The organism is Pseudoalteromonas sp. TAB23, from assembly GCF_000498075.1.
In the GTDB taxonomy this organism is placed as follows: domain Bacteria; phylum Pseudomonadota; class Gammaproteobacteria; order Enterobacterales; family Alteromonadaceae; genus Pseudoalteromonas; species Pseudoalteromonas arctica.
Map to the genome: position 1 here is coordinate 15,876 of NZ_AUTP01000174.1, position 23,720 is coordinate 39,595.

The 23,720-nt window shown below is 39.4% G+C and carries 16 protein-coding genes and 4 pseudogenes; 12 read left to right on the forward strand and 8 right to left on the reverse strand.

Features of this window, described 5'->3' with window-relative positions; genetic code table 11:
• Positions 1-61: 61 nt before the first annotated feature.
• From sucA to sucD, 4 genes and pseudogenes are all read left to right on the forward strand, one after another.
• On the forward strand, positions 62-2,881 hold the full coding sequence (sucA, locus tag L654_RS0108195; protein WP_010552673.1) for a 2-oxoglutarate dehydrogenase E1 component: 2,820 nt from the start codon (positions 62-64) through the stop codon (positions 2,879-2,881).
• A 3-nt stretch (positions 2,882-2,884) separates the two neighbouring features.
• Positions 2,885-4,390, forward strand: coding sequence for a 2-oxoglutarate dehydrogenase complex dihydrolipoyllysine-residue succinyltransferase (gene odhB / locus L654_RS0108200; RefSeq protein WP_024607759.1), 1,506 nt, complete (start codon positions 2,885-2,887; stop codon positions 4,388-4,390).
• 177 nt (positions 4,391-4,567) lie between these two features.
• A pseudogene (gene sucC, locus L654_RS01000000125745) lies at positions 4,568-5,732 on the forward strand (ADP-forming succinate--CoA ligase subunit beta).
• Positions 5,732-6,604: a succinate--CoA ligase subunit alpha gene (gene sucD, locus L654_RS0108210; RefSeq protein WP_010552674.1), complete on the forward strand. Its 873-nt coding sequence runs from the start codon at positions 5,732-5,734 to the stop codon at positions 6,602-6,604. Before sucC ends, sucD begins: the two are co-directional and overlap by 1 nt.
• Positions 6,605-6,663: 59 nt before the next feature.
• On the opposite strand, the gene L654_RS0108215 is transcribed toward sucD, so the two are convergent.
• Complete coding sequence (locus L654_RS0108215) at positions 6,664-7,734, reverse strand: DUF3083 family protein (RefSeq protein ID WP_024589202.1); 1,071 nt, start codon at positions 7,732-7,734, stop codon at positions 6,664-6,666.
• 218 nt (positions 7,735-7,952) lie between these two features.
• Here L654_RS0108215 and glnS point away from each other — a divergent pair, with 218 nt between their 5' ends.
• The gene (gene glnS / locus L654_RS0108220) at positions 7,953-9,611 is read left to right on the forward strand and encodes a glutamine--tRNA ligase (RefSeq protein WP_024589203.1); all 1,659 of its coding nucleotides are present in this window, start codon (positions 7,953-7,955) and stop codon (positions 9,609-9,611) included.
• 308 nt (positions 9,612-9,919) lie between these two features.
• Here the strand turns inward: glnS and fur are convergent, their stop codons facing one another.
• The 5 genes from fur to L654_RS0108245 all read right to left on the reverse strand — a co-directional run bounded on the left by fur (position 9,920) and on the right by L654_RS0108245 (position 12,457).
• Complete coding sequence (fur, locus tag L654_RS0108225) at positions 9,920-10,363, reverse strand: ferric iron uptake transcriptional regulator (protein WP_007586857.1); 444 nt, start codon at positions 10,361-10,363, stop codon at positions 9,920-9,922.
• Positions 10,364-10,549: 186 nt separating this feature from the next.
• Complete coding sequence (gene fldA / locus L654_RS0108230) at positions 10,550-11,077, reverse strand: flavodoxin FldA (RefSeq protein ID WP_007586856.1); 528 nt, start codon at positions 11,075-11,077, stop codon at positions 10,550-10,552.
• 14 nt (positions 11,078-11,091) lie between these two features.
• Complete coding sequence (gene ybfE / locus L654_RS0108235; protein WP_002962928.1) at positions 11,092-11,370, reverse strand: LexA regulated protein; 279 nt, start codon at positions 11,368-11,370, stop codon at positions 11,092-11,094.
• A gap of 2 nt (positions 11,371-11,372) precedes the next feature.
• Entirely contained in the window at positions 11,373-11,594 is a 222-nt protein-coding gene (locus L654_RS0108240) for a DUF2788 domain-containing protein (protein WP_002962930.1), read from the reverse strand.
• Positions 11,595-11,689: 95 nt separating this feature from the next.
• Positions 11,690-12,457: an alpha/beta fold hydrolase gene (locus tag L654_RS0108245; RefSeq protein ID WP_024607760.1), complete on the reverse strand. Its 768-nt coding sequence runs from the start codon at positions 12,455-12,457 to the stop codon at positions 11,690-11,692.
• A 220-nt stretch (positions 12,458-12,677) separates the two neighbouring features.
• On the opposite strand from L654_RS0108245, the gene seqA reads away from it, so the two are divergent.
• The 7 genes and pseudogenes from seqA to L654_RS0108280 all read left to right on the forward strand — a co-directional run bounded on the left by seqA (position 12,678) and on the right by L654_RS0108280 (position 20,631).
• A complete protein-coding gene (gene seqA, locus L654_RS0108250; protein ID WP_024589204.1) occupies positions 12,678-13,274 on the forward strand; it encodes a replication initiation negative regulator SeqA in 597 nt (198 codons plus the stop codon).
• Between the two features lie 9 nt (positions 13,275-13,283).
• A pseudogene (gene pgm / locus L654_RS01000000125750) lies at positions 13,284-14,891 on the forward strand (phosphoglucomutase (alpha-D-glucose-1,6-bisphosphate-dependent)).
• A gap of 121 nt (positions 14,892-15,012) precedes the next feature.
• Positions 15,013-16,065 carry a succinylglutamate desuccinylase gene (astE, locus tag L654_RS0108260; protein ID WP_024607761.1) on the forward strand — a complete coding sequence of 351 codons (1,053 nt, stop codon included), beginning with the start codon at positions 15,013-15,015 and terminating at the stop codon, positions 16,063-16,065.
• A 265-nt stretch (positions 16,066-16,330) separates the two neighbouring features.
• Positions 16,331-17,547 (forward strand): annotated as a pseudogene (locus tag L654_RS01000000125755) (thiamine pyrophosphate-dependent dehydrogenase E1 component subunit alpha).
• On the forward strand, positions 17,547-18,524 hold the full coding sequence (locus L654_RS0108270; protein WP_008171214.1) for a transketolase C-terminal domain-containing protein: 978 nt from the start codon (positions 17,547-17,549) through the stop codon (positions 18,522-18,524). Before L654_RS01000000125755 ends, L654_RS0108270 begins: the two are co-directional and overlap by 1 nt.
• Positions 18,525-18,532: 8 nt before the next feature.
• Entirely contained in the window at positions 18,533-20,116 is a 1,584-nt protein-coding gene (locus L654_RS0108275; RefSeq protein WP_024589207.1) for a dihydrolipoyllysine-residue acetyltransferase, read from the forward strand.
• A 149-nt stretch (positions 20,117-20,265) separates the two neighbouring features.
• Positions 20,266-20,631, forward strand: coding sequence for a DUF805 domain-containing protein (locus tag L654_RS0108280; RefSeq protein ID WP_024607762.1), 366 nt, complete (start codon positions 20,266-20,268; stop codon positions 20,629-20,631).
• A 68-nt stretch (positions 20,632-20,699) separates the two neighbouring features.
• On the opposite strand, the gene L654_RS0108285 is transcribed toward L654_RS0108280, so the two are convergent.
• Both L654_RS0108285 and L654_RS01000000125760 read right to left on the reverse strand, forming a co-directional pair.
• Entirely contained in the window at positions 20,700-21,875 is a 1,176-nt protein-coding gene (locus L654_RS0108285; RefSeq protein ID WP_024607763.1) for a putative manganese transporter, read from the reverse strand.
• A 160-nt stretch (positions 21,876-22,035) separates the two neighbouring features.
• Positions 22,036-23,656, reverse strand: a pseudogene (locus L654_RS01000000125760) (M28 family metallopeptidase).
• Positions 23,657-23,720 lie beyond the last annotated feature (64 nt).

Below are 23,720 nucleotides of genomic sequence, written 5' to 3' on the forward strand. Positions count from 1 at the left end.
TTATATTAGCCATCTTGTTATAATAACTATTAATTTCTGCGCTAAAAAAAAGGGCTTATAAATGCACGAAGGTGTGATGAAGGCATGGCTAGAATCTTCACATTTAAACGGCGGCAACGTTGCTTATGTAGAAGAGCTTTATGAAGCGTATTTAGACGATGCGACTTCTGTGCCAGACGAATGGCGAGAAGTGTTTGAACAATTACCTAAAGTTGATGGTGTGGATGTTGAAGTAAAACATTCAGAGGTTCGAGCACAGTTTGCACAGCTTGCAAAAAACAAGCATAGAGAAGTAGTGGTAGCAGAGGGTAGTGGCGGTGACCTTAAACAGGTTAAAGTTCTACAACTTATTAATGCTTTCCGTTTTCGTGGGCACCAAAATGCAAACCTAGATCCATTAGGTATTTGGCAACGAGAGCGTGTACGAGATTTAGAGCTAGAGTACCACGACCTATCTTCAAGTGATTTTGACCGCGAGTTTAACGTAGGATCGTTTGCCGTAGGGCGCGATACTATGCCTTTAGGTGAACTATACCAAGCACTAAAAACTACATATTGTGGTTCAATTGGCGCTGAGTATATGCACATCACATCAACAGAGGAAAAACGTTGGTTACAACAACGTCTAGAATCTGTCCAGTCTAGGCCTAAATTCTCAAAAGATGAAAAGCTACGTATCCTTAAAGGGCTTACTGCAGCAGATGGTCTAGAAAAATATTTAGGGTCTAAGTTCCCTGGTGCTAAGCGCTTTTCACTTGAAGGTGGCGATGCGTTAGTTCCAATGCTTAAAGAGCTTATTCACCGCGCTGGTGAAAGCGGCCAACAAGAAGCTGTTATTGGTATGGCTCACCGTGGTCGTTTAAACGTTTTAGTTAATGTACTTGGTAAAAACCCATCAGAATTATTTGATGAATTTGCTGGTATACATAAAGAAACGTTAGGTTCTGGTGATGTTAAATATCACATGGGTTATTCGTCTGACTTTGCTACCAAAGGTGGCAATGTACACATGGCGCTTGCGTTTAACCCATCTCACCTAGAAATCGTAAACCCTGTTGTAATGGGCTCTGTGCGTGGTCGTCTCGACCGTTTAGGTGATAAGTCAGGCATTAAAGCACTTCCTATTACCATCCATGGTGATTCTGCTATTGCTGGACAAGGTGTTGTTCAAGAAACGTTTAACATGTCACAAACTAATGCGTTTAGTTGTGGTGGTAGTATTCGTATTGTTGTCAACAACCAAGTAGGTTTTACAACCTCTAAGCAAGATGACGTTCGCTCAACGCCATACTGTACTGACATTGCTAAAATGGTTCAGTCTCCAATATTCCATGTTAATTCTGATGATCCTGAAGCCGTTGCATTTGTTACTCAACTTGCTCTTGATTTTAGAAATCAGTTTAAGCGTGACGTAGTAATTGATTTAGTTTGTTACCGTCGCCATGGTCACAATGAAGCTGATGAGCCTAATGCAACTCAGCCTGTCATGTACCAAAAAATTAAAAAGCATCCAGTGCCGCGTTTAATCTATGCAGACCAACTTATTGCTGAAGGCTCTTTTTCTGAACAAGAAGTTAAAGCCTTAGCCGATGAGTACCGTGATGCACTAGATGAAGGCAGCTGTGTTGTTTCAGAAATACAGCCAGAGACGTCGCATTCTTCTGAGTGGGCCAAATATATTGGTCATGAATGGAATGTTGACTACGATGCTAGCGTATCTGTAGAGAAGCTTAAAGCTCTTGGTGAGAAAGTAGCTTCTTACCCAGAACAACATAAAGCTCAATCTCGCGTTAAAAAGATTTATGACGATCGTAAGCTAATGGCCACAGGTGAAAAACCACTTGATTGGGGTATGGCAGAGACTCTTGCCTATGCAACAATTGCGTCTGAAGGTACTGACATTCGTTTAACAGGACAAGACACAGGTCGAGGAACATTCTTTCATCGTCATGCTGTTGTTCATGGTCAATCTGATGGTACAACTTACACTCCTTTAGAGCATTTAAGTGAAGATCAAGGCACATTTGAAGTCTTTGATTCTGTTTTATCTGAGGAAGCTGTCGTTGCGTTCGAATATGGATATGCTACCGCTGAACCTAAGTCTCTCGTAATATGGGAAGCGCAATTTGGTGACTTCGCCAATGGTGCACAAGTTGTATTTGACCAGTTCTTAAGTTCTGGTGAGCAAAAGTGGGGCCGTTTATGTGGGCTTACAATTTTGTTACCTCATGGCTACGAAGGTCAAGGTCCTGAACATAGTTCAGCGCGCTTAGAGCGTTTCTTGCAACTATGCGCTGATCACAACATGCAAGTATGTGTTCCTTCAACGCCAGCGCAAGTTTACGCTATGCTTCGTCGTCAATCAGTTCGACCACTTCGTCGTCCTCTGATTGTTATGACGCCTAAGTCGCTACTTCGTCACCCGCTTGCAACTTCATCACTTGAAGAGCTTTCACACGGTGTTTACCATAATATGATCGACGAAGTTGATGATATTAACCCTGAGAAAGTAGAGCGCGTTGTATTTTGTAGCGGTAAAGTTTACTACGAGTTACTACAAGAGCGTCGTAAGCTTGAGCAAGATAATATTGCAATTGTACGTGTTGAACAGTTATACCCGTTCCCACACGATGAAATGCAAACAATTATAGAGCGCTACCAACACGTAACTGATTTTGTATGGTGTCAAGAAGAGCCACAAAACCAAGGTGCATGGTACTGTTCACAACATCACTTTATTGATGCAATCCCACAAGGTGCTAAATTAAAATATGCAGGACGTAAAGCGTCTGCATCACCAGCGTGTGGTTACATGTCAGTACATACTAAAGAACAACAAGCGCTCGTTGCCGACGCGCTTACTATAGAAAATAAAGGATAAGCAATGAGCACAGAAATTAAAGTTCCTGTTCTTCCTGAGTCGGTTGCAGATGCTACCGTTGCTACATGGCATGTAAGTGTTGGCGACAAAGTAACTCGCGATCAAAACTTAGTAGACATTGAAACAGATAAAGTGGTTTTAGAAGTTGTTGCACAGCATGACGGTGTAATAACAGAAATATCACAAGAAGAAGGTGCAACCGTACTTGGCGACCAAGTTATGGGTTTACTTGGTGATGCTGATGCAGCGCCAGCAAGTGAAGATTCAACTAAAGAAGAATCAGCACCAGCTAAATCAGAAGACGCGCCAGTGGCGCAATCAGCACCAGCATCAGAAGGTAAAGAAGTGGATATTAAAGTACCTGTACTTCCAGAATCAGTTGCAGACGCAACAATTGCTACATGGCATGTACAACCAGGTGACGCGGTAACACGCGACCAAAACTTGGTAGATATTGAAACAGATAAAGTTGTTCTTGAAGTAGTAGCTCAAGAAGATGGCATCATGGGTGATATCATTCACGGCGAAGGCGATACTGTACTAGGCGAGCAAGTAATTGGTTCGGTTAAAGCAGGCGGNCCAGCTGCAAAAGCAGACGCAGCGCCAGCAGCAGATTCAAGCGAAAGTTCAGATGTGTTAACACCATCAGTTCGTCGTTTAATTGCTGAGAAAGGCCTAGACGCTTCTAAAATTAAAGGCACGGGTAAAAATGGTCGTGTAACTAAAGAAGACGTTGATACTTTCTTAAAAGCACCAGCGCCAGCGGCTAAAAAAGCAGAAGCTTCTGCTCCTGCAGCACCAATGGGCGATCGTACTCAAAAACGTGTACCTATGACTCGTTTACGTAAAACGATTGCGACACGCCTTCTTGAAGCTAAAAACTCAACTGCAATGTTAACTACATTCAACGAAGTGAACATGGGACCAATCATGAGCCTTCGTAAGCAGTACCAAGAAACGTTTGAAAAGCGTCACGGCATTCGTTTAGGTTTCATGTCTTTCTATGTGAAAGCGGTAACTGAAGCTCTTAAGCGTTTCCCAGATGTAAATGCATCAATTGATGGTGACGATATTGTTTACCATAACTATTTCGATATCAGCATTGCAGTATCTACTCCACGTGGCTTAGTTACTCCAGTACTTAAAGATTGTGACAAACTATCTGTTGCTGAAATCGAAAAAGGTATTCGTGAGCTAGCACTTAAAGGTCGTGATGGTAAGCTTACGCTTGCTGATATGACGGGTGGTAATTTCACTATTACTAATGGTGGCGTATTTGGTTCATTGCTATCTACACCTATCATTAACTTGCCACAGTCTTCAATCTTGGGTATGCATAAAATCCAAGACCGTCCGATGGCTGTAAATGGTAAAGTTGAAATACTACCTATGATGTATTTAGCACTTTCTTATGACCACCGTATCATTGATGGTAAAGAATCTGTTGGTTTCTTAGTGACTATTAAAGAGTTACTTGAAGATCCAACTCGCTTATTGCTAGATGTTTAATCTAGTTGTATGAAATGTAAGCTGTGAATGAACATTCACAGCTTTTTTTTTGCGCCTTTGGTCGTACTGGGGTTTTCATGTTAAGCCTTGGGATCTATACTAGGTGCGCAATTTGGGATAGTTGTTTATTTGAAAAAATATTCAGCTCTTTTAGTATAAAAAATTGGATAAAGCATCATGAATTTGCATGAGTATCAGGCAAAACAACTTTTTGCCGAATATGGTTTACCCGTTTCTACAGGTTACGCTTGCGATACACCTGAAGAAGCTGCTGCAGNCTGAAAAAATTGGCGGCGATATGTGGGTTGTTAAAACTCAGGTTCACGCAGGTGGACGTGGTAAAGCTGGCGGTGTAAAGCTAGTAAAAACTATCGAAGAAGTAAAAGCGTTTGCAGCTAACTGGTTAGGTAAAAACCTAGTTACTTACCAAACAGACGAGAAAGGACAGCCTGTAGCTAAAATTTTAGTAGAAAGCTGTACTGACATTGCTAACGAATTGTACCTAGGTGCAGTAGTTGACCGTGCATCTCGTAAAGTCGTTTTCATGGCGTCTACTGAAGGCGGCGTTGAAATTGAAACTGTTGCTGAAGAAACACCAGAGCTTATCCACAAAGCAGAGATCGACCCGTTAGTAGGTCCTCAAGCTTACCAAGCACGTGAACTAGGTTTCAAATTGGGTCTTAACCCAGTACAAATGAAACAGTTTGTTAAGATCTTTATGGGTCTTGGTAAAATGTTCACTGATTTTGATTTCGCACTACTTGAAATCAACCCGTTAGTAATTACAGATGAAGGCAACCTTCACTGTCTTGACGGCAAAATCGGTATTGATGGTAATGCACTTTACCGTCAACCTAAAATCCGTGAATTCCACGATCCATCTCAAGAAGATGCTCGTGAAGCACACGCAGCAAGCTTCGAGCTTAACTACGTTGCTCTAGACGGTAATGTTGGTTGTATGGTTAACGGTGCAGGCCTAGCAATGGGTACTATGGACATCGTAAACCTACACGGCGGCAAGCCGGCTAACTTCTTGGATGTTGGTGGCGGTGCTACTAAAGAACGTGTTTCTGAAGCATTCAAAATCATTCTTTCTGACGACAATGTTAAAGCTGTTTTAGTAAACATCTTTGGCGGCATCGTTCGTTGTGACATGATTGCTGAAGGCATCATTGGCGCAGTTAAAGAAGTTGGCGTAACCGTACCAGTAGTTGTACGTTTAGAAGGTACTAATGCTGAATTAGGTCGTGAAGTTCTTAAGAACTCAGGTCTAGATATCATTGCTGCTGAATCACTAACAGACGCTGCTGAAAAAGTTGTTGCTGCTGCGGAGGGCAAATAATGTCTGTATTAATCAATAAAGATACAAAAGTTATCTGTCAAGGTTTCACTGGTGGCCAAGGTACTTTCCACTCAGAGCAAGCGCTTGAGTACGGTACACAAATGGTTGGTGGTGTTAGCCCAGGTAAAGGCGGTCAAACGCACCTTGGTCTTCCTGTATTCAACACAGTTCGTGATGCTGTAAAAGAAACTGGCGCAACTGCTTCAGTTATCTACGTACCAGCTCCTTTCTGTAAAGATGCAATCTTAGAAGCTATCGATGCTGGCATCGAGCTAATAGTTTGTATTACTGAAGGTATCCCTACACTTGATATGGTTGATGTTAAAATCAAACTAGATCAAACAGGTACTCGTATGATCGGTCCTAACTGCCCAGGTGTTATTACTCCTGGTCAAACTAAGATTGGTATCATGCCTGGTCATATCCACAAACCTGGTAAAGTAGGTATTGTTTCTCGCTCTGGTACTTTAACGTACGAAGCAGTTAAGCAAACTACTGATGCTGGTTTTGGTCAGTCTACGTGTGTTGGTATTGGTGGTGATCCAATTCCAGGTACTAACTTTATCGACGTTCTAGAAATGTTCGAAAAAGATCCACAAACTGAAGCAATCGTAATGATTGGTGAAATTGGTGGTACTGCAGAAGAAGAAGCTGCAGAGTACATCAAAGCTCACGTAACTAAACCTGTAGTATCTTACATTGCTGGTGTTACTGCACCAGAAGGTAAGCGTATGGGTCACGCTGGCGCAATCATTGCCGGCGGTAAAGGTACTGCTGATGAGAAATTTGCTGCATTAGAAGCTGCGGGCGTAAAAACTGTACGTTCACTTGCTGATATCGGTAAAGCACTTAAAGAGAAAACAGGCTGGTAATCGCTTGTTTCCTTTAAAAAGGCCCGCATATGCGGGCCTTTTTGTTATTAGATGAAAATTTAGAACGGGTAACTAATATGCTGGAAAAAACGTACAGATAAGTCTTGGCGTTGTTTATTTATAGCCAGCTCATTACACAGAGTATAGATTGTTTTTTCTACTTGGTTCATAAATCGACCGTAGCCCATTTCATGTTTATCCTGCTGCGTTGCTACTACTACAAAATGCAGCGTTTCTACTAATTTATTTGCTTCATAAAAGTGCTTAATTTGATTTTCATTAGATTCAATATCAAAACTTAACTTTTGAAGTTCATCATTGCCTTCACTCTTATCTATTTTACTATTGCGTATAATAGGCGTTGCGCCGTTAGCAACCATAGCGCCATGGTTTAAGTTGTTATTTTGACACGCACGTATAAATGCATATGCAAAGTAGTCATAAAATTTAGCATAGTCGTTTGTGTTCATTAGTGTTTGAAACTGCGTTTTAATTGCGCGCGAAACCGGTATAGTAAAAGTGGCGTAAGTCATCTCAGCATAATCATTGGGTATGCTGCATTGTCTTGACTGGTAGCGAGGGTAGAGACTTCTTAATTTGTAACCATAGCTTTCCTTGTTGCCTTTTTCTTTAGCAAATAGGTCATACGTTAAGTGTTGATGGTCGCGTAGTTTAAACTGGGGTTGATTTATTAAGAGTTGTTCTTGTAAAGTGTCTAACACTTTTTGAACTTTATTATGAAATTCTGCAGAGTTGGCTCGTAAATCATCGCCTGTTGCTAAAAATAGAATGCGTATTTTTTTACTCGGTGTACCTTCAGTGTAATAAATCTTATGCGCTTCGTGATAACGAGGATTATAAAAAAAGAGCATTTGTTTATCTGTTTCTAATTGATAAGACTCATCATTAAATCTTACAACGGGTAGTTTATCATTCGCTAATAAGTGCACATTATAAAGCTCATACTCATCACAAGAAGCGAACAGCTGGCGTGCAATACGTTCATAGCAGCAATTTATATCACTAAAGCTTTTATAAAAATCGTGATTAGGGGTTATTTCAGCTAAAAGATAGTGGTTAGCGCGTGCATTAGTTGGAATATATACACGATGTTGATTAAGTGTCGCCATCTTCGAATCCTTATAATGTAGGTTATTTACCTACTATAAACTGTTTAGATGACTTAAATATTGCGTTAAAACAAATTTTATTCATAAACAATGGTTCAGCTGAATTAAAGTTAAGCAATATCAAAAATAAACCTTAATCTAGTGCTGTATGTTAGTGTATGTTTTTGTAATAATGCATTAGTTTTGTTATTACGTAATATTTAGAGGACTGCACTCCTATGGCGGAAATTGAGAATCGCCCAAGTAACTTTATTAGAACCCGAATTGATGAAGACTTAGCAAGTAAAAAGCATGCAACAACGCATACACGTTTTCCACCTGAACCTAATGGCTTTTTGCATATTGGTCATGCCAAATCAATTTGTTTAAATTTTGGCATCGCAAAAGATTATAACGGTTTATGTAACTTACGTTTTGACGATACAAACCCAGAAAAAGAAGACATTAACTACGTTAATTCTATAAAAGAAGACGTACAGTGGTTAGGTTTTAACTGGGATGGCGATATAAAGTATTCTTCTAACTATTTTGATACTTTATATGGTTACGCTGTTGAGCTTATAAATAAAGGCTTAGCGTACGTTTGCTTTTTAACAGCAGACGAAGCACGCCAATACCGTGGTACATTGAAAGAGCCAGGTAAAAATAGCCCGTACAGAGATACATCAGTTGAAGCAAACCTAGCGTTATTTGAAAAAATGCGTGCTGGCGAATTCAAAGAAGGTGAATGTGTCCTACGTGCTAAAATTGATATGGCTAGTTCATTTATGGTGCTTCGCGATCCAATTATTTATCGCGTACGTTTTGCTCATCATCATCAAACAGCAGACAAGTGGTGCATTTACCCAATGTATGACTTCACGCACTGTATTTCTGATGCACTCGAAGGTATTACACATTCATTATGCACACTCGAGTTTCAAGATAACCGTCGTTTGTACGACTGGGTACTTGATAACATTAGTTTAGAGTGTCACCCACAGCAAATTGAGTTTTCACGTTTAAATCTTGAATACACAATTATGTCTAAGCGTAAGCTAAGTGATTTAGTGGTAAATAACCATGTAGAAGGGTGGGATGACCCACGCATGCCTACAATTGCAGGTCTACGTCGCCGTGGTTATACACCAGGTTCAATCCGTGAGTTTTGTTTGCGTATTGGTGTAACAAAACAAGAGAATATGGTTGAAATGGGTATGCTTGAAGCATGTATCCGTGAGGATCTAAACGAAAATGCACCACGTGCAATGGCCGTACTCGATCCTGTTAAAGTTGTTATTGAAAACTACGATGCAGATAAAGTTGAAACTTTATCAGTGGCTAACCACCCAAATAAAGAAGAAATGGGTCGTCGTGATGTACCATTTACTCGTGAAATCTATATTGAACGAGAAGACTTTAAAGAAGAAGCGAATAACAAGTTTAAACGTTTAGTGCTTGATAAAGAAGTACGCTTACGTGGTGCGTATGTTATTAAAGCACAGCGTGTTGAAAAAGACGAAAATGGTGAAATCACAACTATCTTCTGTACATACGACAGCGAAACACTTGGTAAAAACCCAAGTGATGGTCGTAAAGTAAAAGGTGTTATTCACTGGGTTTCAGCACCAGAGTCTATTACGGCAGAAGTTCGTTTATACGATCGTTTGTTTAGTGTTCCAAACCCAGCAGCCGCTGATGAGTTTGAAACAACATTAAATCCTGAGTCACTGGTTGTTTTATCAAACGCTAAATTAGAGCCATCGCTTGCTAATTCACAAGCAGAGCAGGGCTTTCAGTTTGAGCGTACAGGTTATTTCTCTCGTGATTCTAAATCAGAGAACGTTGTATTTAACCAAACAGTGGGTCTTCGTGATTCATGGTCTAAAACTCAATAAGTAATATCTAAAAAACCTGAACTCTGGATAATAAATCTATCTCGAGCAGCTATTTTCAGCGCTAACTGCGTTGAATTTACTTGCAATAGGCCAGCTATTGACGCGTGAATTCGCCTTGTTTTCACTTAAAATCTCTGGCTAGAGAAAATAAATTTAAATATCACCATGATTCAATACGTTGGTAAATCTCTTAACCAGAGTTCAGGTTTAATATCCCCAGTTTTTACTGGGTATATTCATTACAAGCGTATTTTAGACACAAAAAAACCTGCACTTAGCAGGTTTTTTATTGCTTTTTAAAAGCGGTATTAGCTGTTAGCGTCGCTAAATTCTTTACACGCTGCTTTATCATTACACTCACCGTATAAATATAAAGAATGGTTTGTAAGTGTAATACCATTTTCTTCAGAAATTTCAAGTTGACGACGTTCAATCATCTCATCTTCAAACTCTACAACTTTGCCACACTTCAAACATACTAAATGATCGTGGTGTGTGCTTCCTGAAAGTTCAAATACTGATTTGCCACCTTCAAAGTGATGACGGCTTACAATACCCGCATCATCAAATTGGTTAAGTACGCGGTATACAGTTGCAAGACCAATTTCTTCACCTAGATCCAAAAGAATTTTGTAAACATCTTCAGCACTGATGTGTTGGTTATCTGGAGATTGTAAAATCTCTAATATTTTAATACGCGGTAAAGTTACTTTTAAACCGGCTTTTTTAAGTTCCAAGTTATGATCAGTCATTAAATCTGTCTCAATTTTATTTGGTTATACTAGACATCTTGCAAAGATGTACACGACACATTAGCAACAAACAGGATAACGTGCCTAAGCGTTAAGTGCAAAGAACAATTGATTTATATTGCCACTAAAGCTTAAAACGCTAACTGTTTGATAATTATTTAAACAGCTAGCGATATATGCAGTAAATTAGTCAGCTAATTCACTTAAACACATTTCTTCATATACTTGAGCAGACCATGCTTTAACACGTTGTTCTGTAAGCTCTGGTTGACGGTCTTCGTCGATGCCCAAACCTACAAAATGCTTATCATCAGCCATGCCTTTAGATGCTTCAAAGTCATAGCTTTCGCTCGGCCAATGACCAACAACAATAGCGCCACGTTCAGTAACGATATCGTTGATCATGCCCATCGCATCTAAAAAGTACTCAGCGTAATCTTCTTGGTCTCCACAACCAAAAATAGCAACAAGTTTACCTTCAAAGTCAACTTCTTCAAGTTCTGGAAAAAAGTCATCCCAGTCACATTGTGCTTCGCCGTAGTACCAAGTAGGGATACCGAATAAGATCAAATCAAATTCAGCAATCTCTTCTTTAGAGCTTTTTGCAATATCATGAACAGCCACTAGCTTTTTACCCAATTCTTTTTGGATCATTTTTGCTACGTGTTCTGTGTTACCTGTGTCACTTCCGAAAAAAATGCCTACACTTGCCATGGATTTAAAACCTTTTATGTATCAATAGCCAATCTTTCTTGTAAAATCGTTTCAATCAGCGCACTGCGGCTAATATTTTGTGCATCTGCCATATCACTCAATGCTTGATATAACTGCGATGAAACTTTAAATTCAACACGCTTTAAGCCACGTGCTTTATCTCTTTTTATTTGATTACGTTTATTTACCTTTAACTGCATATCCCGTGAAAGGGGATTGGTTTTAGGTCTGCCTGGGCGTTTTTCGTATTCAAATAAATCGAGTGTAGTTCTATCTGTTTCTGACTTCGCCATGCTTAACCTACACCTGCGCCTTGCCAAAATACTTGAATAAGACCTTTAGCAATAAAGCCTGAACAACCTAAAAAGAGCACGCCCCAGACAATGTATTGTCCGAACTTAGGCACATTGCCACTTTTTAGTACGTCTTTAATTGCCATGCCGATGAATATGAAAATACCGGCTAAGCCAAAATACAACCCTAGGGTATCAAATTCGTTAATTAACTGACTGACCATCAACGTATAACCTTTAAATTAAACGGCGCGTACTATAGCATATAATTATTCATATATTTAGTGCGCAAAATCAAAAACACGCGATTAAAATTGCTTTAAACCGCAGTTAAAAAGTCGTTTATCGCTTTATTTACAGCAAGTGGCTTTTGAGCATGAAGCCAATGGCCTGCGCCATGAATTATTTTAGCCTTGGTATTTTTAAAGCGAGCTTTAATTGCAGTACGATGCTCGGGCAAAATATAGTCAGAATCATTACCTTTAATGAAAAGAGTATCGCACAAACAAGAATTATTTTCATTAACATTGGATGTGATAGTAGAATATTTTTCGTCAAGCACATTTAAGTTAAATCGCCATGCAAAATGATCTTCCTCATTTTTAGCGAGGCTTTTAAGTAGAAACTGTCGAACTCCCAGTTCTTCTATGTAAGGCTGCATAATTATATCAGCTTGTTTTCTATCGTCTATTGATTGTGCTGAAACCGCTTTTAATGCCTGTAATATTTTTGTGTGCCGAGCAGGGTAACTAACAGGTGCTATATCAAGTACAACAAGCTTATTTACAAGTTCAGGATGTGTAAGTGCTAATTCCATTGCTACTTTACCACCCATAGAATGCCCAACTAAATGTGCTTTATCTATGTTCAAATGTGCTAATAACTCAACAATATCTTGTGCCATTGCCGGGTAGTTCATTTCGTTGCTATGCGGAGAAAGCCCGTGGTTACGTAAATCGACGTTAATAACATTAAAGTGTTCACTTAATGGTTTTGCTATTACATTTAGGTTTTCTAATGATCCAAAAAGCCCATGTATCAAAATAACATTAGGACCTTGCCCTTGTTGCTTGTAATTTAACTGCATACCCGCCTCCTGAAAATTTCGCCATAGTTTGCCGAGCATTGCTCTAAAAAGCAAAAAATACAGCGACTATTTATTAAATTGTGCTTTTGTTTGTTAAATCAACAACAATGAGGTAAATATTAATATGTTTACCGGAGTGCTTGTTGTAACTCGCATTTCTGATTGGTTTGGGTATAATCACACGGGAGAAAAAAATGTGACCCGTAATGACAGGAAGAACATGAAACAAATCGACATAGACGACGAGTTATATCAATATATTGCAAGCAATACGCAAAGTATTGGTGAAAGTGCATCCACTATTTTACGTCGTTTATTAAATCTGAGCGGCGAAAAAATTCAAACCGCAAACGTAGAACTAACTCAAAATAATCAAACTGCGACTACGTCTACCGCCACATTAAAAAGCTCAGAGCCATCTGCTGCTGAGACTTCAAAAAAACAAACGCCTGTAGCTCACGCACCCGTGAAGCAAAAAAGCGATAATGTTTTTAATGTATTAAATAAAGAAGAGCTGGCAATGCAAAAAGGTGTTGTTGGACGCTTTTTGTTTATTTTAAGTGCATTTTACCGCACACATAAAACTGATTTTTCTGCGGTATTAGACATAAAAGGGCGTGACCGTGTTTACTTTGCTACTAGTAAAGAAGCTTTAGTAAATAGCGGTAGTAGTATGAATCCTAAAAACATAACCGATAGTGAATATTGGGTTATGACTAATTCTAATACAACGCGTAAAAAAATGATGCTTCATGAAGTTGCTCTTTGCCTTGGATATAGTGCAGAGCAAGCTGAAAAAATTCGCGATTACCTGTAAGGAAATATAATGGCTATTCACTCAGGCGCAGGCAAAACTGCTCCACAATCGGCACTGGTTAACGTACCTAAATTAGTATCTGCGTATTACTTAAATGAACCTGATCTTGAACAAAATCCAGAGCATTGTGTTGCCTTTGGTACCTCAGGGCACCGTGGTTGTTCTTACGATGTTAAATTTAACGAGTCACACATTTTAGCTATTACTCAGGCTATTTGTGATTACAGAAAACAAAATGACATATTTGGTCCGTTATTTTTAGGCAAAGACACACACGCATTGAGTGAAGCTGCATTTAACTCGGCTATTGAAGTATTAGTTGCTAACGAAGTGCAAGTGATAACGCAAGAAGACGGTGATTTTACACCAACGCCAGTTATCAGCCATGCCATAGTGAGCCACAATAAGCTACACCCAAATGAATTAGCAGACGGGATTGTTGTTACGCCTTCGCATAACCCTCCTGAAGATGGTGGCTTTAAATACAACCCACCTAATGGCGGGNGGGCCTGCTGATACCGACGTCACTAAATGGATTGAAGACAGAGCAAATCAACTTTTATTAGAAGATTTAGTTGAAGTTGAGTTATTTCCATTCGCTAAAGCTTCGCGTTCTGGCTTTATCCGCTACGAAGATTTAATGACTCCTTATATTGATGACTTAGCAAATATCGTTAATTTAAAAGCAATCAGCGATGCAGGTATTAAAATAGGTATCGATCCACTAGGTGGTTCAGGCATCAACTTTTGGCCAGTCATTGCAAAAAAATATAATTTAGATTTAACCGTAGTTAATGATGTTGTTGATCCACGTTTTGCTTTTATGCCACTTGATAAAGACGGCAAAATTCGTATGGATTGTTCATCACCTTATTCAATGGCAAATCTTATTGCACTAAAAGATGATTTTGATGTGTCTATTGGTAACGACCCTGACTACGATCGTCACGGTATTGTAACGCCAGATGGTTTAATGAATCCAAACCACTTTTTAGCAGTGGCAATCGATTACTTACTTAAACACCGTGATTGGAATGAAACCGTAGAAATTGGTAAAACATTGGTTTCTAGCTCTATGATCGACAAAGTAGCTGCTCGTAACAACCGTAAGGTTAAAGAAGTACCAGTAGGCTTTAAATGGTTTGTTGAAGGCTTAAGCAAAGGCAAGCTTGCCTTTGGTGGTGAAGAAAGCGCAGGTGCTGCATTCTTACGTTTTGATGGCTCTGTATGGTGTACAGATAAAGACGGCTTCATTATGGGTCTACTCGCTGCAGAAATACTAGCTGTGACAGGTAAAACGCCATCAGCGCTTTATAAAGAATTAGAACAAGAGTTTGGTTCTCCAATTTATAAACGCCTAGATGCACCAGCCACAAGCGGTCAAAAATCACGTTTAAAAGCATTGAGTGCTTCTGATGTTAAAGCAGATACACTTGCTGGCGAGCCTATTTTGCAAAAATTGACTCATGCACCCGGTAACGATNTGGCTGGTTTGCAGCGCGTCCATCAGGTACTGAAGATATTTATAAAATATACCTTGAATCATTTAAAGGTGAAGAGCATTTAGCGTTACTTGAAAAAGAAGCTAAAAAGCTTGTAGATTCCGTTATAAGCTAACTTAATCTAATAATTTTAAAACGGCTGATTTATTCAGCCGTTTTCGTTTCTATACCTTGTGTATTTATAAAAATATATGCATAAGAGTCTACTCTCACATTATTTTTAAAGGGCTTATTATATGTCAGCCAATCCATCTTACTTAAATGAATTAAAACAAACTGGCGATTTTTTAACGCTTAGTCGTGACAACGAATGGCATTTAGATGCAGGTGAGTTTGTTTTAGATAATGGGACTCTTGTAAATATACACGATACCGGAGTCATTGAGTTTCAACCTGCTGTTACAACGTCAAAAGATGTAGTTTATTCAAGCGCTGTACACGGTAACGAAACTGCGCCAATTGAAATTTGTGATGCACTTATTAAACAAATTATAAAAGGCGAGCTGATACTTAAGCAGCGCGCTTTGTTTATTTACGGTAATCCACAATCAATTAATATTGGCCTGCGTTTTGTAGAAGAAAACTTAAATAGATTATTTAATGGTCACCATACAGTTGAAGGTGTACCAATGAATAATGAGCGAAACCGCGCTGCAAAGCTTGAGCAATACGTAAGCGATTTTTATACACGTGGCGAGCAAGGCAGTACGCGATGTCATTACGACTTGCACACTGCAATTAGAGGCTCTAAAAACGAAAAATTTGCTGTGTATCCATTTTTACATGGTAAGCCATGGAAAAAGTCGCAGCTACAATTTTTATTGAGTTGTGGTGTAAATACCGTGCTTATGATGAAATCTCCTGCAACAACATTTAGCTATTATTCGTCATTTATACACGGTGCTGACTCTTTTACGGTAGAGCTGGGTCAAGTTAAGCCATTTGGTCAAAACGATATAGCTCGCTTTGAAAAAACAAAGCAAACCTTAACTGCATTAATTAGTCAAAATGAAGTTAAATACCCTGAATTTAATGCAAACGATTTTGAATTGTTTGCTGTCCATCGCACAATTAATAGAACGCAGAACGATTTTAGTTTTCCTTTTTCTGACGATGCCGAGAACTTTACTGGCTTTGCGAAAGGTGAACTACTTGCAACCGATGGTGATACAGCGATTTACGCTGACGTTGAAGGAGAGGCTATTATTTTTCCAAATGCGAGCGTAGCATTAGGGCAAAGAGCACTCCTTACTGTTATTCCAATGGATATTGATAGCAATTTCGTCTAATTTAACTCATCAGACCACTAATAGCTTGAAGTTAACTATATGATTACTATTAATTAAAGTAACCGTATCGTTAACTTGCCACTTATTTAACCAGTATTTGCTTTTGTTTCGTCCCAGATCTGTTGAATAACACTTTACGTTAACGTAAAGTGTTGGCAGCTTTAATTAAAGATAGTGCAGATGTTGCAAAGTTTAACCAGCAACAATCACCCACAATAATAATTTAAAGGGGCACTGTTTTACCGACAACAAAAGAAGGTAGGTTATGAGTAATCCAAATAACGTATCGCTGAATATTAACCACGAGCTTGAATTTATTGATGGTCAAGCGCTTAATATTCCAACCCTTAGTATTTTAACTGAGGACGGCGACATTCATCCTAGTGCAACCGCACCTGACATTTCAAAACATACCGCTATTAAGTTATATGAAACAATGCGTTTTATACGTTTGTTAGATGAACGTATGCAAGGCGCGCAGCGCCAAGGCCGTGTTAGTTTTTATATGCAATGCCTAGGCGAAGAAGCCGCAGTTACNCAGCCTCTGCTGCTGCACTTGATCAAGACGATATGATCATGGCTCAATATCGTGAACAGGCAGCCCTGCATTATCGTGGCTTTACGCTTGATCAATTTATGAACCAAATGTTTTCAAATGAATTGGATTTAGGCAAAGGTCGTCAAATGCCAATCCACTATGGTTCTAAAGCGCTAAACTACATGACGATCTCATCGCCATTGGGTACGCAAATACCACAGGCAACGGGTTATGCATATGGCCAAAAAATAAAGCACATCGACGCTAAAACAGGCGAGCTTGCCAGCACAATTGATAATGTGACTATTTGTTACTTTGGTGAAGGTGCTGCATCTGAAGGTGACTTTCATGCCGGTTTAAATATGGCCGCTGTTCACAGAGCGCCGGTTATATTTTTTGCACGTAATAACGGCTATGCAATATCAACCCCTGCTGATGAGCAATTTAAAGGCGATGGTATTGCCTCGCGTGGTGTGGGTTATGGCATTAAAACAATTCGTGTTGATGGCACAGATGCACTTGCTGTGTATGCGGCGACTAAAAAAGCACGCGAAATAGCCTCAACACAAGGTGAGCCTGTACTCATTGAATCGATTGCTTATCGTTTGGGTGCGCACTCTACGTCAGACGATCCAAGTGGTTATCGCTCTAAAGATGAAGAAGCTAATCATCAAACGTGCCCTATTGATAAATTTAGAAAATGGTTGGTCAAGCAAGACTGGTTAAACGAAGAAGACGATATAAAAGCAAAAGAGTCGATTCGTGAAGAAATTTTAGCAGCGCTTAAACGTGCTGAAGTTGTTGCAAAGCCCGCTTTAGAAGAACTGGTATCTGACGTTTACGATACACCAATTCCATTATTGCAACGCCAGTACGAGCAACTAAAAGAACATATCAAACAGCATCCAGATGCTTACCCAGTAACCGCAGGGAGAATTAAGTAATGGCTAAAATGAACATGCTCCACGCAATTAACTCTGCTCTCGATATTACGATGAATGAACACCCTCAAGCCTGTATTTTTGGTGAAGATGTTGGTTACTTCGGTGGTGTATTTAGAGCAACATCGGGCTTGCAAGAGAAGTACGGTAAACATCGTGTTTTTAATACGCCTTTAACCGAGCAAGGTATTTTAGGTTTTGCTAATGGTTTAGCAGCTTTTGGTGCGCCTGCATTGGCAGAAATTCAATTTGCTGATTATATTTTCCCAGCGTTTGATCAAATAGTAAATGAAGCCGCTAAATTTCGTTATCGCAGTGGTAATGAATTTAATGTGGGTAACTTAACTATTCGTACACCTTATGGTGGCGGTATTGCCGGTGGTTTATATCATTCACAATCACCCGAAGCGTATTTTGCGCACACACCGGGTTTGAAAGTAGTTGTACCGCGTAACCCTTATCAAGCTAAAGGTTTATTACGTGCATCAATTAAAGATGATAACCCGGTCATATTTTTTGAGCCTAAGCGTTTATATCGTGCATCAATTGGCGAAGTGCCAGAAGAAGATTATAGTATTGAATTAGGCACGGCTGAAGTAGTGCAAGAGGGTGCCGATATTACGCTCTTAGCGTGGGGTGCTCAAATGGAGATTATTGAAGATGCAGCAAAGCAAGCAAGTGAGCAAGGTATAAGCTGTGAAGTTATTGATCTTCGTAGTATTTTACCATGGGATGTTGAAACGATTGCTAAATCGGTTATTAAAACCGGCCGTTTAATCGTGAGTCATGAAGCGCCTATAACCAATGGCTTTGGTGCAGAGATAGCCGCAACAATACAACAAGAGTGTTTCTTGCATTTAGAGTCGCCAATTTTACGTGTATGTGGTCTAGATACGCCATACCCGCTGGCACTTGAAAAAGAATACGTACCGGATGCACTAAAAGTGTTGGCTGCAATTAAACAATCAATGGATTTTTAGGGGTTACCATGGCTAAAGATTTTATATTACCCGATATTGGTGAAGGCATTGTTGAATGCGAAGTAGTTGAATGGCTAGTACAAGAAGGCGATACCGTATCTGAGGATCAGCCAATTTGCGATGTTATGACAGACAAAGCATTAGTACAAATTCCGGCAGTGCATGATGGCGTTATTTCAAAGCTATATTATCTAAAAGGTGAGATTGCTAAAGTACATGCCCCTTTATTCGCTATGGATGTAGCAGGTGAAAACACTAACAATGAAGTAGTACAAGAGCCAGTACAAGCTGAAAATAAAACTAATGATGCAGCTGATGTGGTTGAGGACTTTATATTACCGGATATCGGTGAAGGTATTGTTGAGTGTGAGATTGTTGATTGGTTAGTTGCTGAAGGCGACGAAATAGAAGAAGACCAAGCGGTTTGTGACGTAATGACCGACAAAGCATTAGTACAAATTCCGGCAAAATATACAGGCACAGTAAAAAAACTATATTACCAGAAAGGTGAAATAGCAAAAGTACATAGCCCGTTGTTTCAAATGACAATTGCAGGCAGTGCAGCAAAACCAAGTGTTGATATAAACCAAGCGGTCGTAAAGGCTCAAGCTAATGCCGTCGCTGAAAAATTTGCCCCTGTTAAAACGCAGCAAGCTGCTAAAGTTATCAATCAAAAAGCGGTTGCATCTCCTGCGGTTCGTCGTAAAGCACGTGAGCTAGATGTTGATTTAACCTGTGTACCAGGTAGTGGTAAAAATGGACGTATTTACAAGCAAGATATTGAAGAGTTTGTAAAAGGCGAAGTGCCAAATACTATTGATACTTCACCGCTTAATAGCGATGCTTCTCAAAGTGCAGTACAAAACCAAACACAGAATCAAAGCGGTGGCGTACGAGTAGAGCAAATTAAAGGTATTAAAGCGGCCATGGCCAAGCAAATGGTAGCTTCGGTTTCAACTATTCCGCACTTTACGTTTAGTGATGAAATAGACTTAACACAGCTTATAGCTTTGCGTAGCTCTTTAAAAGAGCAGTACAAAGCACAAGGCGTTAAGCTCACCATGATGCCATTTTTTGTAAAAGCACTCTCGCTAGCAATGAAAGAGTACCCTGTACTTAATTCAAAAGTGAACGATGAATGCTCAGAGCTTACCTATTATAACGATCATAATATCGGTATAGCGGTTGATTCTAAAATTGGCTTGTTAGTGCCTAATATTAAATCGTGCCAGAGTAAGAGCATTGTTGATGTGGCAAATGATTTAACCCGTTTAACTCATTCAGCGCGAGAAGGCCGTGTTGCACCCGATGATTTAAAAGGTGGGACAATTAGCATCTCTAACATTGGAGCTATTGGCGGCACTATTGCGACCCCTATAATTAATAAACCAGAAGTGGCTATTGTTGCGCTAGGTAAACTGCAGCATCTACCGCGTTTTGATGAAAGTGGGCAGGTTGTGAGTAAAGCTATTATGCAAGTGAGCTGGTCTGGCGATCATCGTGTTATTGATGGGGGCACTATTGCTCGCTTTAATAACCTATGGAAATCGTACTTAGAAAACCCATCGGCAATGATGATGGCTATGAGTTAATAGCTAAATTGTTAATATGTAATAAAAACCAGCTTTTAGCTGGTTTTTTGTTTTAATGTCAGCTGTTTTTAATTAAGATACAAATGTTACTAAAAAGTAATTAGATTAACCCCGTTAGGGAATATAAAAAATAACACTAAGGAAATTTCATGGAACATTATATGAACGCGTTGCGTAGCTACGCAGATTTTTCAGGCCGTAATCGTCGTAAAGCATTTTGGATGTTTATGCTAATTAATATTATTTTTTCGCTTTTAACAAGTGTTATAGATGGTATTACAAACACAATGTTCGTAAGCTCTATTTATAGCTTAGCGCTATTTATTCCTGGCTTAAGTATTGGCGCTCGTCGTTTACATGACACAGGCCGTTCAGGCTGGTGGCAGTTGCTTTGGTTAATACCAATCATTGGCTGGATAGTTTTAATTGTTTTTCTTGCGCAAGATTCGCACGAAGGTGAAAACGATTTTGGTCCAAATCCTAAAGAATTAGCAGCAGAACCAGCAACTGTATAAGTAAGAATAACTTAACATGTTAAAAGCTCAGCAATTGCTGAGCTTTTGTGTTTTTTAAATCTCATTTTTTAAATTTCAACAAAAAAATACAACCCATAACCAACTATTAATGCGGGAATAGACGTATAAAGTGTAGCTATAACTGCAGCTTTGGGCGCCATTGCTATTGCTGGAAATAACGCATCACCATCGTTAGAAATTGCGTTTCCTGCTAAAGCACTAAAGGGAATAATGCCTTGAATATAAAGCGTTGTAACAATTATTTGCGGGCCACAGCCGGGTGAAAATCCAATAAGCACTGCAATTAATGGGGCTAAATAGGCGTAATGTACAAACCACGTTTTTAAATCAAGTCCTGTAATGTTAACCAAAATCTCAAATAGCATAAAAGAGGCTACAACCCATGCCGTTACAAAATGGGTATCTTGTAATACTTTTATTATTTTAGAAGGGGGGTTACATGCATCGTCTTCTGACGTTACTTCTTGATAGCTTTCACCTCTTGACGAAAGTGCCCAAATACTCACAATAAATAAAGCCATTAATGCACCAAATAGCGTAATTACAGTGCTTGTGCTTGAACCAAACTGTGAAAAATCAACATTAAACGCAATAAAAAAGGCAATTATAAGGCTTGGGATAATTGCTACCATCCAAACCGGTTTACTGATTTTAATAATGTTAGTTGAGAGTATTTTAATTTGGTGCTTTTGTTCTTGCGCTGTTGGGCGTAAAAAGTCTTTTTTGTGTATTTTATTAACCAGTAAACCACTGAATGTACCCACAACTAACCCTATCCCCATAATTAACAAGCCTTCAGTAGGGCGGGTAGCAAGTAATAAAAACGCTGCATCGCCCATTGTAGCTGTTAGCACAGCAACAATAGCACCAAAGCTTGCTTGGCCTTTTGTAAATTGAGTAACCACAATAATAGCCCCACCACAGCCAGGTAATGCACCTAAAAGCGCTGCAAAGCTAATTTCTAAAATAGGGGACTTGGCACTTAAATAACTAAGCTCTAATTGAGGTAAGTGTTCTATAGCGTAGTAATAAATTAAAAGGGTAGCAGCAACAAACACACTCACTTGAAAAAATGCATCACTTAGTGCGGTCATTGTTATTTCGCGTAATTGCGGTATTGCAAGGCAAGTTAGAATAAATAAAGGCAGCAGTAAGCGCTTATTTTGGCTCAAAAATCGTTTTGAGGCAGGAGTAATAAAACCAATGTGAGGGAGTGAAATCATACAATGCGACCTAATAAATTTACTAGGTCACACTGTATATTTCAATTAAATGATAATCAATATCATTTACATCTATTTAAATCGATTACTCTGTTTGAGTTTTTCGATAGCCAAATCTAAGTTAGTTTAAATTTGAATTAAAGGCTGTGATTAAATTGGGCTACTTACGCTGAAATTCAGAGTTTGTATTCCACGTTGGCCACTGTTCTGTTTCAGAAATATCGAAACCTACCTTATAAAATAATTGTAAGTCTTGAACAGCACCCGATAAATCCCATTCATCACGGTAACGGTCACATGGTTGATGGTAACAACCGCGAAGTACTAAGCTCATACGTTTACGGTAATTAGCCGTTTCTTCATCAGCAGCCNCCACCGCCTGCGTACATGGCTGGAATACCCATGTTAGCAAATGCAAAGTGATCAGAGCGGTAATAGCCACCAGATGACGGTTTAGGATCGCCTGATATTGTTCTGCCTTGCTCTTTAGCCGCAGTTTCTAAAAACTCATCCATTTGTGATTTACCAATACCAACCACATTCATGTCTTTTACTTTGCCTAATAAATTTAAGCTATCCATGTTTATGTTAGCGACTGTTTTATTCGCTGCAATCACTGGATTTGCCGCATAGTATTTAGACCCTAATAAGCCTTGCTCTTCAGCAGTTACCGCTAAAAATGTCATTGAGCGGCTAGGGTGCTTTGGTAATTTAGTAAAGGCTTCAGCTACTTCAATTAGCCCAGCGGTACCCGTTGCATTGTCGTGAGCACCGTTGTAAATTTGATCGCCTTTACGTGTTTTATCTGTACCTAAGTGATCCCAATGAGCTGAGTAAATAACATGCTCATCTGGTTTTTCACTACCAGGTAAAGTGGCGATAAAGTTATACGACACCGATTTTTTAATCGTGTTTTTAATAGTAACAGAAGCAGTTAAATCGCCCATATCAACATGGTAAGCACCTTTGGCAGCATTCGTTTTAACGGTATCAAAATCTAAACCTGCTTTAGTAAAAAGCTCTTTTGCTACGTCAGTTGTAACCCAGCCTTCAACAGCTACACGGTCCATGTTGTTGTTTTCTTTTTGAAAACCAAACTGCTCACCGCTCCATGAGTTTTCAACTACTGACCACGGGTAAGATGCAGGTGCTGTTTCATGAATAATAATTGCACCTGCAGCACCACGGCGACTCGCTTCTTCGTATTTGTATGTCCAACGCCCATAATAGGTCATTGCGTCGCCAGTAAATAAAGCAGGGTCTTTTGTTGCAAAACCCGGATCGTTAACCAGCATTACAACCGTTTTGCCCTTAACGTCTAAACCTTCGTAATCATTCCAATTGTATTCAGGTGCGTTAACGCCGTAGCCCACAAATACAAGTTCAGAATTTTCTATGCCTTCTTGTGCGCTTATGCGGCTGCTACCCATAACCATGTCTTTTTTGTATTGGTAGTCTTTACCACCAATACTAAGCACCATATTCGAATCTGCTTCTAAAGAAACTAATGGCACTTCTTGTAAGTAACTGTCGCCATTACCTGGTTTTAAACCTAAAGCTTTAAACTGCGCAGTTAAATAGTCAAGCGTTAGCTTTTCGCCAGGTGATGAAGGAGCACGACCACCAAATTCGTCCGATGCGAGTACTTTTACATGTTTAGCCAGTTCATCAGCTTGAATACTGTTGTAACCATTTGTTACATCAGTAGGTGTAATACTTGTTGTTGCGCAACCTGCTAAAACAGCAGTGGCGAGGAGTGTGAGAGAGAAATAATGTTTCATGTCAGCTCTTTTTTTGTTTTAAGTTGTGATTAGTATATTAACTTCTATTAAGTAGAACCAGTTT

Coding starts and splice junctions, on each gene's coding strand:
- sucA (WP_010552673.1), top strand. CDS start 62: ATGCACGAAGGTGTGATGAAGGCATGGCTAGAATCTTCACATTTAAAC.
- glnS (WP_024589203.1), top strand. CDS start 7,953: ATGGCGGAAATTGAGAATCGCCCAAGTAACTTTATTAGAACCCGAATT.
- L654_RS0108245 (WP_024607760.1), bottom strand. CDS start 12,457: ATGCAGTTAAATTACAAGCAACAAGGGCAAGGTCCTAATGTTATTTTG.
- seqA (WP_024589204.1), top strand. CDS start 12,678: ATGAAACAAATCGACATAGACGACGAGTTATATCAATATATTGCAAGC.
- astE (WP_024607761.1), top strand. CDS start 15,013: ATGTCAGCCAATCCATCTTACTTAAATGAATTAAAACAAACTGGCGAT.
- L654_RS0108270 (WP_008171214.1), top strand. CDS start 17,547: ATGGCTAAAATGAACATGCTCCACGCAATTAACTCTGCTCTCGATATT.
- ybfE (WP_002962928.1), bottom strand. CDS start 11,370: ATGGCGAAGTCAGAAACAGATAGAACTACACTCGATTTATTTGAATAC.
- fldA (WP_007586856.1), bottom strand. CDS start 11,077: ATGGCAAGTGTAGGCATTTTTTTCGGAAGTGACACAGGTAACACAGAA.
- L654_RS0108275 (WP_024589207.1), top strand. CDS start 18,533: ATGGCTAAAGATTTTATATTACCCGATATTGGTGAAGGCATTGTTGAA.
- sucD (WP_010552674.1), top strand. CDS start 5,732: ATGTCTGTATTAATCAATAAAGATACAAAAGTTATCTGTCAAGGTTTC.
- L654_RS0108215 (WP_024589202.1), bottom strand. CDS start 7,734: ATGGCGACACTTAATCAACATCGTGTATATATTCCAACTAATGCACGC.
- L654_RS0108240 (WP_002962930.1), bottom strand. CDS start 11,594: ATGGTCAGTCAGTTAATTAACGAATTTGATACCCTAGGGTTGTATTTT.
- L654_RS0108280 (WP_024607762.1), top strand. CDS start 20,266: ATGGAACATTATATGAACGCGTTGCGTAGCTACGCAGATTTTTCAGGC.
- L654_RS0108285 (WP_024607763.1), bottom strand. CDS start 21,875: ATGATTTCACTCCCTCACATTGGTTTTATTACTCCTGCCTCAAAACGA.
- fur (WP_007586857.1), bottom strand. CDS start 10,363: ATGACTGATCATAACTTGGAACTTAAAAAAGCCGGTTTAAAAGTAACT.